The organism is Candidatus Binatia bacterium, assembly GCA_035631035.1.
In the GTDB taxonomy this organism is placed as follows: domain Bacteria; phylum Eisenbacteria; class RBG-16-71-46; order SZUA-252; family SZUA-252; genus DASQJL01.
This window is the reverse complement of sequence record DASQJL010000097.1, coordinates 40,433-51,425: the sequence shown is the minus strand read 5'-3', so window position 1 is coordinate 51,425 and position 10,993 is coordinate 40,433. Positions and strand designations below refer to the sequence as shown.

General features: G+C 69.9%; 12 protein-coding genes. 3 read left to right on the top strand and 9 right to left on the bottom strand.

The annotated features are described in order from the left end of the window. From VE326_10620 to VE326_10610, 3 genes are all read left to right on the top strand, one after another. Positions 1–916: glucose-6-phosphate dehydrogenase assembly protein OpcA (locus tag VE326_10620; GenBank protein HYJ33661.1), on the top strand; the 916-nt coding region annotated here is incomplete at its 5' end. Then, on the top strand, positions 913–1,917 hold the full coding sequence (gene glk / locus VE326_10615; protein ID HYJ33660.1) for a glucokinase: 1,005 nt from the start codon (positions 913–915) through the stop codon (positions 1,915–1,917). The genes VE326_10620 and glk, both read left to right, overlap by 4 nt. A 77-nt stretch (positions 1,918–1,994) precedes the next feature. Then, complete coding sequence (locus tag VE326_10610; GenBank protein HYJ33659.1) at positions 1,995–2,969, top strand: class I fructose-bisphosphate aldolase; 975 nt, start codon at positions 1,995–1,997, stop codon at positions 2,967–2,969. Positions 2,970–3,013: 44 nt separating this feature from the next. Here the strand turns inward: VE326_10610 and VE326_10605 are convergent, their stop codons facing one another. Genes VE326_10605 through VE326_10565 form a run of 9 tightly spaced genes read right to left on the bottom strand, consistent with a single transcriptional unit; the run spans position 3,014 to position 10,992 of the window. After that, positions 3,014–3,235 carry a hypothetical protein gene (locus VE326_10605; protein ID HYJ33658.1) on the bottom strand — a complete coding sequence of 74 codons (222 nt, stop codon included), beginning with the start codon at positions 3,233–3,235 and terminating at the stop codon, positions 3,014–3,016. Then, on the bottom strand, positions 3,232–3,870 hold the full coding sequence (locus VE326_10600) for a cytochrome c oxidase assembly protein (GenBank protein ID HYJ33657.1): 639 nt from the start codon (positions 3,868–3,870) through the stop codon (positions 3,232–3,234). Before VE326_10600 ends, VE326_10605 begins: the two co-directional genes overlap by 4 nt. A gap of 1 nt (position 3,871) precedes the next feature. After that, positions 3,872–4,741 (bottom strand): heme o synthase, encoded by an 870-nt coding sequence (locus tag VE326_10595; GenBank protein HYJ33656.1) that lies wholly within the window; start codon positions 4,739–4,741, stop codon positions 3,872–3,874. Further along, positions 4,734–5,657, bottom strand: a complete 924-nt coding sequence (locus VE326_10590) for a COX15/CtaA family protein (protein ID HYJ33655.1) — start codon at positions 5,655–5,657, stop codon at positions 4,734–4,736. Before VE326_10590 ends, VE326_10595 begins: the two co-directional genes overlap by 8 nt. 52 nt (positions 5,658–5,709) lie before the next feature. Next, on the bottom strand, positions 5,710–7,323 hold the full coding sequence (ctaD, locus tag VE326_10585; GenBank protein HYJ33654.1) for a cytochrome c oxidase subunit I: 1,614 nt from the start codon (positions 7,321–7,323) through the stop codon (positions 5,710–5,712). A gap of 4 nt (positions 7,324–7,327) precedes the next feature. Continuing rightward, positions 7,328–8,029, bottom strand: coding sequence for a cytochrome c oxidase subunit II (gene coxB, locus VE326_10580; protein HYJ33653.1), 702 nt, complete (start codon positions 8,027–8,029; stop codon positions 7,328–7,330). A gap of 10 nt (positions 8,030–8,039) precedes the next feature. Beyond that, a complete protein-coding gene (locus tag VE326_10575) occupies positions 8,040–9,134 on the bottom strand; it encodes a c-type cytochrome (protein HYJ33652.1) in 1,095 nt (364 codons plus the stop codon). Further along, positions 9,131–10,345, bottom strand: a complete 1,215-nt coding sequence (locus VE326_10570; GenBank protein ID HYJ33651.1) for a molybdopterin oxidoreductase — start codon at positions 10,343–10,345, stop codon at positions 9,131–9,133. The genes VE326_10575 and VE326_10570 overlap by 4 nt, the downstream gene beginning before the upstream one ends. After that, positions 10,342–10,992: a cytochrome c gene (locus tag VE326_10565; GenBank protein ID HYJ33650.1), complete on the bottom strand. Its 651-nt coding sequence runs from the start codon at positions 10,990–10,992 to the stop codon at positions 10,342–10,344. Before VE326_10565 ends, VE326_10570 begins: the two co-directional genes overlap by 4 nt. Between the last annotated feature and the right edge of the window lies 1 nt (position 10,993).

Below are 10,993 nucleotides of genomic sequence, written 5' to 3'. Positions count from 1 at the left end.
GCTCGCCGACGTGATCGCCGACGTGGCGCGGCGCCACCCGGCGCGCCTCTTCCGCATCGGCCCCGCGCGCCGGGCTCCGGCCGAGCCGAAGCGGCTCACCGCGCGCGCCACCGCGCTCTGCCACCTGCGCGAGGGGGGCGGCGCGTTCGTCTGCTCGGAGCAGGTTCTCTTGGAGTACACCGAGGAGACGGCGCCTCTCGTGCCGAGCGCGGTCCGCTCGCTCCTGATCGGCGACCTTCCGGTGGTGGTGCTCCTGCTCACGCCGGGACCGCGGCCCCCGTGGGCGGAAGCGCTCGCGGGGCTGGCGGACATCGTCGTCGCCGACAGCTGCGTCGAGGAGGAGCCCTCGGCGATGGCCGCCGTCTGGGAGCGCACGGGACGGAAGGGGGCGCCGATGCACGACCTCGCCTGGGCGCGTCTCGAGCCCTGGCGTGCGTCCCTGGCTGGTCTCTTCGACGCCCCCGAGGCCGCCCCCGCGCTCCACGCGCTGCACGACGTGACGATCGTGCACGGGGGCGCCGCTCCCCCCTCCTCCGCCTGGCTCCTCGCCGGCTGGCTCGCGAGCCGCCTGCGTTGGAAGGTTGATTCGCGCGACGGCGCCCGCTTCCGGTTCCGCTCCCCCGAGGGGGGCGCTCCCGAGATTGCCTTCACGCGGGAGGAGACCGATCCCGACGCCCGGATCCGCGAGGTGCGCGCGCGGGCCGCGGGCGCCCACCCGCTGGACGCGCGCATCACGCACGAGGCGCGCGCCGAGGAGGCGCGCCTCGAGCTGCTCGCGCCCCAGGCCCGGGTCGCGCCGATCCCCTTCGCCCGCCGGGAGCTCGCGGCCGCGGTCGTCGGCGAAATCCAGCGCCGCATCCCGAACGCCGCCTTCCGCGACGCGGCCCGGGCGGCGCGCGCCCTCCTCGAAGCGTGAGCCCCCTGGCGCCCGGAGGCATCGTGCTCGCCGCCGACGTCGGCGGCACCAAGACCCGGCTCGCCCTGGTTCCCTCGCTGGAACGCGGCCGGATCGGGGTTCCCGCATCCGAGCGCACCTACCTGAGCGGCGATTTCGCCTCGCTCGAATCCATGATCGACGCCTTCCGAGCGAGCCACGACGGCCCGATCGCCGCCGTCTCGATCGGATTCGCGGGCCCCGTGGCGGAGGGGCGCGGCGTCGGCACGCACGTGCCGTGGCCCGCCGACGAGCGCGCGCTCGCGCGGCACCTGAGCCTGTCGCGCGTGCACGTGATCAACGACCTCGTGGCCTCGGGCTACGGCGTCGCCGCGCTCGGCCCGGAGGACCTCGTGACGCTGATCCCGGGCGATCCCGGCGCCCCGGGCAACGCCGCGATCGTCTCGGCGGGAACGGGGCTCGGCGAGACCACGCTGCTGCTCCATCAGGGGGACCTGATCCCGGTCGCCTCCGAGGGGGGCCACGCCGACTTCGCGCCGCGCACCGACCTCGAGATCGAGCTGTTCCGCGCGCTCCGCGTGGAGTTCGGTCGCGTGTCGATGGAGCGGGTGCTCTCGGGGCTGGGGCTTGGCAACGTCGCCCGCGTGCTGCACGCCATGGACGGCGCCGACGCCGCGCTCGCGCGCCACCTCCAGGAGGCCGGTCCCGAGGAGCTCCCCGCCGCGATCTCGGGGAACGCCCTGGCCGGGACGTGCTCCTCCTGCGTCCGATCGCTCGAGCTGTTCGTGTCGGTCTACGGCGCCGAGGCCGGAAACGCGGCGCTGCGGGGGCTTGCGCTCTCGGGGGTCTACCTGGGCGGCGGGATCGCGCCTCAGATCCTTCCCGCGCTCCAGGGCCCGCTCTTCCGCGAGGCGTTCCTGGCCAAGGAGCCGCACCGGGAGCTCCTGGAGCGCGTCCCGGTGTACGTGATCCGAACCGACCGCTCGGCGCTCCTGGGCGCGGCGCGGTACGCCACGCTGTGACGCCCTCGGCGCGACCGTAGCGCCCGCGGCCCGGGGTCGCCTTGCCGGGTCCCTCGCCGCAGCCTATAATGGCCCGCATGAACGCTCAAACCGCTGTCGCCGAAAGCCGCACCGCCGCCCGGCCGGGTCCCGGCCGCGTGCGCGAGATCCTCTCCTGGTACGCCTCGGACAATCCGGGGAGCAAGGCCAACCTGGCCCGCATGATGAATCACGGGATTCTCGCCGGAACGGGCCGGATGGTGATCCTGCCGGTGGACCAGGGCTTCGAGCATGGCCCGGCGCGCTCCTTCGCCCCCAATCCCGCCGGCTACGATCCGCGCTACCACGTGGAGCTCGCGATCGAGTCGGGGTGCAACGCCTACGCGGCGCCGCTCGGCTTCCTGGAGGCCGGCGCGGCGGACTACGCGGGCGAGATTCCGCTCATCCTGAAGCTGAACAACCATGACGTCCTTCACGACGAGAAGGATCCTCTCTCGTCGGTGACCGGAAGCGTCGGCGAGGCGCTGCGGCTGGGTTGCGCCGCCATCGGATTCACGATCTATCCCGGCTCCTCGCAGGCCGGACACATGTACGAGCAGCTCCGCAAGCTGGCCGAGGAGGCGAAGCGGGTGGGGCTGGCGGTGGTCGTCTGGTCCTATCCCCGGGGCTCGGACCTCTCGAAGGACGGCGAGACGGCCATCGACGTGGTCTCCTATGCCGCGCAGATCGCGGCGCAGCTCGGAGCCCACGTGATCAAGGTCAAGCTTCCCGCCGCGCACATCGAGCAGCCCGAGGCGAAGAAGGTCTACGACAAGTATTCGATCCCGGTCGGCACCCTGGCCGAGCGGGTACGCCACGTGGTCCAGTCGTCCTTCGACGGGCGCCGCATCGTGATCTTCTCGGGCGGGGCGAAGAAGGACAGCGACGAGGACGTGCTGCAGGAGGCCCGCGCCATCCGGGACGGCGGCGGATTCGGCTCGATCATCGGGCGGAATTCGTTTCAGCGGAAGCGGACGGACGCGATCCAGCTCTTGCGGCGGATCATGGCGATCTACTCGGGGGACGCGGTCTAAGACCTTATCTCGAAGGGCAACCGGGCGCTGCGCGGGGGCGAGGGCTACGGCTTCTTCAAGGTTCCTGGGGGAAGGCTAGCCATCCACTGGACGAAGGCGTAGCCGGCGGCTCCCAGGATGAGGCAGAGGATCGTGATTCCCAGGAGGATGCGGCGGAGGCGGGCTTTGACGGCGGGGTCCTGGGCCGGATCGCTGCCGGACGCCGCGGACTCCGCGCCCGACGCTGAAGCCGCGGCCTCTTCCCTTCCCCGGACGATCTCTGTCACAGCGAGCGCTTCCCGGTCAGCGGGGCGGACTTGTCGTTCTCATCGCGCGGGAAGAGCGTGTAGTTGAGCTGCACCTCGTGCACGTTGCCCGGGGTTCGCGGGGAGAGGGCGAAGTAGACCGGAAGCACCCGCGTCTCGCGCGGGCCGAGCGCCTGATCCTCGAAGCAGAAGCACTGGATGAGCTGGAACTCCCGCGCGGCCTCGATCGGCGCGATCGAATGGACGGCCCGGAAGAAGACCGAGTCGTCGCTCATGTTCGTGAACGTGTAGTCCAGATGCACCGGACGGCCGGGGATCACGTGCACGAGCGGCACCGAGGGTCCGAACCGGACCGGCAGCCCCGTCGCCGACACCCCCATGAACTTCACCTGGATGTCCCGGCTCTGGATCGGCCCCGTCGACGACGAGAGGGCCGGCCCCTCCCCGTAGACCGACTGGAACGCCGCCTTCCCGGACCCGCCGATCCCGAAACGCGCGCAGAACAGCTTGAAGAGCGGAACGTTGGCGTAGGCGAAGGAGAACATCAACAGCACCACGATCCCGAGGCCGACGCCCAGCGCCGCGTTGGGAATCCGGCTCCCGCGACGGTTCTCGGGGCCCGGGACGTCGGGAGCGTCGGAGGGGATGGGCTCCATCTCAGGAGCGGAGCGGAATGCGCCAGAGCGCGTCGGCGATCATGCCCAGGAAGAGCGCGAAGAGGTAGACGATGGAGTAGGCGAAGACGCCGCGCGCCGCCGCCACGGTGGGCGCGCGCCGGGCGCGAACCGCCTTCACCAGGAACCCGACGCCCAGGAACAGCGCCGTGACGCCGAGCACGAGGCCGCCGGCGTTGGCGAAGGGCATCAGCAGCGTGACCAGGACGAGCACGAGCGTGTAGAGCTCGATCTGCCGGTAGGTCTCCGGCTCCCCCTTCACGATCGGGAGCATCGGGATGCTCACCCGGCGATAGTCGTCCTGCACGCAGATCGCGAGCGCCCAGAAGTGGGGCGGGGTCCAGAGGAAGATCACGAGGAACATCAGCACCGGCGCGAGCGCCAGGTGCCCCGCCGCGGCAGCCCAGGCGATCACGGGGCCCATGGCGCCCGCCGCCCCGCCGATCACGATGTTGTGCACGGTGCGCGGCTTGAGCCAGAGCGTGTAGAAGAAGCCGTAGAACGCGATCGTCCCGAACGCGAGCCAGGCCGCGAGGAGGCTTCCGTACTGGGCGAGGGCGACCACGGAGAGGACGCCGATCACGATGGCGAAGGCGAGCGCGCGCCCCGGCGCCACGCGGTGGAGCGGCAGCGGACGGCGCGCCCGGGTGCGCTCCATCTGCGCGTCCAGGTCGCGCTCGAAGTACTGGTTGAAGGCATTCGCCGAGCCGGCGGTGAGCATGATGGCGCCGAGCACGACAATGAGCCGGAGCGGCTCCAGGAGGAGCGAGCGCTCCGCCACGACGCCGGCCAGGGCGGTGATCATGACCAGGGCCACGATGCGGGGCTTCGTCAGCTCGATGTAATCACGCACGGGACAGCTCGTAGCTCGCCACGTTGAGGGTTCCGAACAGGATCAGCGCCGTGCCCAGGTGGCTCGCGCTGACCGGGAGGGGCACGCGGAGGAGCACGTTGGCCACGCCCAGCAGAAACTGAACGGTGAGGAGTATACCCGAAATCCGGAGCGGCCACCGGGCGCGGGGCGGCAGGGCCAGGGGTGCCGAGCGGAAGAGCATCCCGAGGATGATCAGCGTCACGGCGTAGGCGCCCAGCCGGTGGGCATAGTGGATTCCCAGGAGGCCGTTCATGGGGGGAAGCCACATCCCCTGGCAGGTCGGAAAGTCGGGGCACGCGAGCGCCGCCCCCGAGGAGGAGACCCATCCCCCCAGCGCCACCTGGGCCAGGACGGCCCCCGCGGCGATCTTGGCCCAGAGGGCGATCCCCCGGCGCTTGCCGGGATCCACCGATGCCCCCTCGCCGGACGCGGCCGCCGGCGAGACGCCGGCCTCGTCTTCGGCGTCGCGTGCGACCAGCGCCATCCGGATCAGGATGGCGAAGAACAGGAACGCGATGATCAGATGGGATACGACGCGGTCGACGGGCAGCTCCTCGAGCACGACGCGCGCTCCCAGGAAGACCTGCAATCCCAGGGTGATCAGCGCGGCGATCGTGAGCGGGAGGAGCCGCGCGCGCCACAGGGCGCTCCGGAAGACCAGGAACGCGACGGCGACGGTCGCCAGCCCCACCAGGCCCGCGAGCGCGCGGTGGATGTACTCGATCAGGACGTGGTGCTGGGGCTTGGGAATCAGCTTGCCGTGCGCCAGGGGCCAATCGGGAATGGCCAGCCCCGATCCCGAGAGGCGGACGATACCGCCCCAGACGACCAGCACGAAGACCAGCAGCAGCGTGATTCGAAGGAGCGGGACGAGGCGGCCCGGCCTGGCGCTCATGGGCGAGGCGGCGCCGGACGCGCGCCGCGCGATGCTGAAGTCGTGGCCGCTCCTACCGGATCACCGGGATCCGCGCGAAATTCTCGGCGGGCGGCGGCGACGAGACCGTCCACTCCAGCGTCTTGTTGAACTCCGCATGGTCCCACGGATCGACCGGCGCGCGCTTGCCGCGCCAGAGGGACGCGAGGACGTTGATCAGGAAGATGCTCATGGCGACGAAGAGGATCCCGGCGCCGATCGTGGAGATCTGGTTCAGTCCCTCGTACTGGGGCTTGTAGGTGTAGATGCGCCGGGGCATCCCCAGCATCCCCATCACGTGCATCGGCATGAACACCACGTTCATCCCCAGGAACACCAGCCAGAAGTGAACCTTGCCCCAGAATTCGTTGTAGAGGCGTCCCGAGATCTTGGGGAACCAGTAATAGAATCCGCAGAAGATCCCCATGATCGAGCCGCCGAAGAGGACGTAGTGAAGATGCGCCACGACGAAGTAGGTGTCGTGCACCTGGACGTCGAACGGCACGAGCGCCAGCCAGACGCCGGTGATTCCGCCGATGATGAAGAGGCAGATGAAGCCGAGGCCGAAGAGCATCGGCGTCCGGAAGCGGATGGCGCCGCCCCAGACGGTCGCCAGCCAGGACCAGATCTTGATGCCGGTCGGCACCGCGATGACCATCGAAGCGAACGAGAAGAAGAAGCGCAGCCGCTGGTCGATTCCGGTCACGAACATGTGGTGGCCCCAGACCAGGAAGCCGATGAAGCCGATCCCGGCGGTGGCGATCACCATCCCCGTGTAGCCGAAGATCCGCTTGTCGGAGAACGCGGGCAGCACCTGGGAGACCATCCCCATCGCGGGCAGGACCATGATGTAGACGGCGGGGTGCGAATAGAACCAGAACAGGTGCTGCCAGAGCACGGGGTCGCCGCCCGCCGAGGCGTGGAAGAACCCGGTGCCGAACAGCCGGTCGGTGAGGAGCATCGTGAGGCCGCCCGCCAGCACCGGCGTGGCGATCAGGATCACGGCCTGCGTGATGAGCACGTTCCAGCAGAACATCGGCATCTTCATGAGCGACATGCCGGGCGCGCGCAGGTTGAGGATGGTCACGACGAAGTTGATCCCGCCGAGGATCGAGGAGAGCCCCGCCAGGTGGAGCCCCAGGATCCAGAGGTCCACCCCGGGTCCCGGCGAGAACTGCCGGTCGGAGAGCGGCGGGTAGTTGGTCCAGCCGGCCGCCGCGGCCCCCCCCTGGAGCAGAAGGCTCGTGAGCATGAACCCGCCCGCCGGGATCAGGAGCCAGAACGAGATGGCGTTCAGCCGCGGGAAGGCCATGTCGCGCGCGCCGACCTGGATCGGCACGACGTAGTTCGAGAGGCCCGCCAGCACCGGGATCGTCCAGAAGAAGACCATGAACGTGCCATGCAGCGACATGATCTGGTTGTACGTCTCGGGATGGAGCAGGTGCAGGCCGGCCTTCGAGAGCTGCGCGCGCATGATCATGGCGAAGATGCCCGCGATGAAGAAGAACGTGAAGGAGAGCCAGAGGTACATGACCCCGATCAGCTTGTGATCGGTGGTCAGGAGGTACTTCATGATGCCGGTGCGCGGCTTCGGTCCGACGTGCACCAGCTCGGTCCCGACGGGCCGGGTCAGCGTGCCCGCTTCCATGCGACTAGGCCCCCCTCTTCTTCTGCTCGATCCAGCGCGCGAATTCCTCGGGCGGCACCACGTTCACCGTGATGAACATCTCCGCGTGGAGGACGCCGCACAGCTCGGCGCACTGTCCATTGTAGGTGCCCGGCTTGGCCACCTGGAACCAGGTGTGGTTCACGCGGCCGGGGTTCGCGTCCATCTTGACGCCGAAATCGGGCAGGAACCAGGAGTGCACGACGTCGATGGAGGTCACGTCGGCGGCCACGATCTTCCCCGCCGGGATCACCAGCGGCTCGTTCGCGAAGACCACGCCGTAGCCCGGGTAGCGATACTCCCAGAACCACTGGTGCCCGATGATCTCGACGGTCAGGTCCGACTTGGGAACGGTCTCGAGGTACTTGAGGGTCGAGAACGACGGCCCCGCGAGATAGACCAGCGCGAGCGCGGGAATGGCGGTCCAGAGCAGCTCCAGCCGGAAGTTCTCGTGGAAGGTCGCGGCCTTCACCCCCGGCCTGGCGCGAAAGCGAAGCACCACGATCAGGAGCAAACCCTCGGCCAGGATCAGGAAGAAGGAAGTCACCGCCACGGCCTTGTACCAGAGCGTCCGCACTTCGTGCGCGACGGGCGTGGCGGGGTGGAGCAGCCAGGCTCCGGCCGTCCCCGCGGCGAGCAGTCCCACCGCAAGGCTAAAGATCGCGAGCCATGTCCGGCGCGTCGGCATGGAGACCATTCTAACTCCTGGGGCGCGCCGCGCTCGACAGCCGCGCGCGCAGCGATTGGGTGTAGTCGTAGAGGGCGCGGATCTGCTCCGACGCGAGGTCCCCGTGCGAGGGGTGCATCCCGCCCGTGAGGCCGTAGACCATGAGGCGCTCGAAACCCGCGGCATCGCCCGCGAGCGGTCCCGTGGCCGCGAGGCTCCGGGTGGTGACGTAGACGTAGGGCGCCGAGCCGATCATGCGCGTGCGCACGCCTCCCTGCCCCCAGGCTCCGTGGCAGGAGGCGCAGCGCGCGGCGTAGAGCATCGCGCCCTCGCTGGAGTCGGCGGGCGCGCCGGCCATGGCCGGGACGGCCGGCGCCGGGCGCTCGGCGATCAGCTGCATGGCGCGCGCGATCGGGATCGTGTCTCCCGGAGCGGGGCCGGCCGCGACCGCGGCGCCGCCTCCCGTGCTGTCCTTCTTCGCCCCGCCGCCGAACTGGTCCAGCCAGGCCAGATCCTCGGGTTTGTCCTCCTGCTGCTTCGACGGATTGAAGGTGCGCACGTACTGCGCGAGCGCGAATCGGTCCTGGAGCGGAATGCCCGGGAAGGGGGCCATCGCCGTGCCGGGCGAGCCGGTCGTGATCGTCTGGACGATGCGCGCGACCCCGCCCCCGTAACGCCAGTAGCCGGACGTGAAGTCGCGCGGCTTGGGATTCAGGGCCGACGACGCGGGACCGTCCCCCTTGCCATTGATGCCGTGGCACGAGGCGCAGTTCACGGAGAACAGCGTCTTCCCCTGGCTCACCAGCTCGGGCGAGGGCTTGAGGAGCGCCTGCACGTCCACCGAGGCCGCGGGCTGAGCGCCGCCCGCGGCGCCGGGAGCACCACCCTCGCCGCCGCCCTTTCCCGAGTGCAAGCCGGCCGTGTACATGAGCCCGGCCACCACCGCGAGGATGATGCCCGTGAAGACGAACTGCGCGACCGCGACCGTCGAGGAGAGCTTGTCCCGGTCGGGCGCGGCGGTGTGCCGCGGCGGGCCGTGCCCGGCCCCGGAGCCGTGCTCCGAGGCGCCGACGACGCGGCCGGCCGATCCCTGGCCCGGCTCCTGTGGGGTGGCGTGCTCGGTCATCCGTGGAACCTCACGCTCGATTCGTAATGCGGGTCGCCCGACGGCGAAACCGGATGCCGCGAGAAGAACCCGAGCAGGATCCAGCCGAAGAGCCCGAGGAAGCCGAGGGTGACGCCGATCTCGGTCCAGCCGAAGACGACGCGCTCCGGGGAGAACACCGGCAGGATCACCCAGAAGAGATCGAGCCACTGCCCCACCAGGACGATCGCGCAGACGGTGAGGAGCCCCGCCTCGCTCTCCTTCACCTTGACCGGCATCAGCGCGAAGAAGGGGATCCCGAACTTGCAGACCATGAGCGCGACGCCGATGATCCCCCACCCCGTGTAGGTCCGGGGAATCATCCACTCCGTCTCCTCGGGCAGGTTCGCGTACCAGATCAGCATGAACTGCGAGAAGGCGATGTACATCCAGAAGATCGAGAACGCGAACACGTACTTGCCCAGGTCCTGATAGTGGAAGCGGCTCACGATCCCCTCGAGCGCGCCCTGGCGCCGGAGGAGCACGATCACGATCGTCAGGAGCGCCAGGCAGCTCTGCCAGGCGCCCGCGAAGCAGTAGACGCCGAACATCGTGCTGTACCAGAGCGGCTCGAGCGACATGAGCAGATCGAAGCCCAGGAGCGTGAGCGTGATGGCGAAGATCACGATGAAGATCGGCGCCACCCGAAGGCTCTTCTTCGTGAGCGCCGGGTCGCGCGTCGCGTCCTGCCGCGTGGAGTTCCGCACGAAGTACCACCCGAAGAGACTCCACACCGCGAGGATGACGAGGTTCCGGACCGTGAAGAAGGGCACGGAGAGATAGCCGCCCTTGGTCACGTGCTCGGCCGCCACTTCCCCGGCCACGGGCGGATTGGACCACACGTAGAGCTTCGGAATGCCCACCACGAGCACCACGAAGAGGAGGAGCGCATAGGGAAGATAGGACGTGAACCCCTCGGCCACGCGTCGCACGACGACGCTCCAGGTGGCCCCGACCAGATAGTGGAGCGCGGTGAAGAAGACCCCCGCGACCGCGATGAACAGGAAGTAGACGTATCCCAGCAGGAACGCCGCGTAGGCCCGCGTCTGGTCCCCGCCGCCGTGGTACTCGATCAGGAACGTCGCGATGCCGATCAGGATGAAGATGCCGAACATGGCGCGGATCCCGCCCGGGATCGCGAGCGGCGTCGCGGCGCGGACGGGCGCTGCGTGCGCGGTGGCCGGGGCGCTCATCGGGAGGCGCTCCTTCCGGTCGTGTCGGCGGCCGCGGCGGTCGAGTCCGCGGCGCCGGCGGCGCGGGCCTTCGCGGGCAGGTCCTGAGGCAGGGGCCGCGCGGCGCGCTGCAGGGCGCGCACGTAGTGCACGACCGCCCAGCGATCCTCGGGGAGGATCTGGCTCGCGTAGCTCGGCATTAGATTTTGCCCCCGCGTGATGATGTGGAAGATCCGGGCGTCAGGCCAGTTCCGCACCTTGTCGGAGAACAGGAGCGGCGGCTGCGGATAGAGCGGCTCGATGTACCCCTGCCCGTCGCCGCGGGGCCCGTGGCAGACGACGCAGGTGTTCATGTAGACGCGCTGGCCGCGGCCGATCACTTCGGCCGTACGCGGCAGGGGATTCACGAGCGCCGCCATCGCCTGGGTCGTGTCGGCCTGGGCGAAGCGGTAGGGCGTGAGGTCGCGCGGCACGGTCCCCTCCACCGGCGGCCGCTCCACCGAGTAGCCGGGACGGAGCGGATCCTCGGCCTGCGCGGCGAGGCGCGGGCCGTAGGCCATGTTCGGCATGTATTCGAGCGCGGGCTGCCGCTTCTGGCAGCCGCTCGCCGAGGCGATCAGGGCGCCGGCCGCCAGGATGGCCGCGATCGCGTCGGCGGTCCCGCGCACG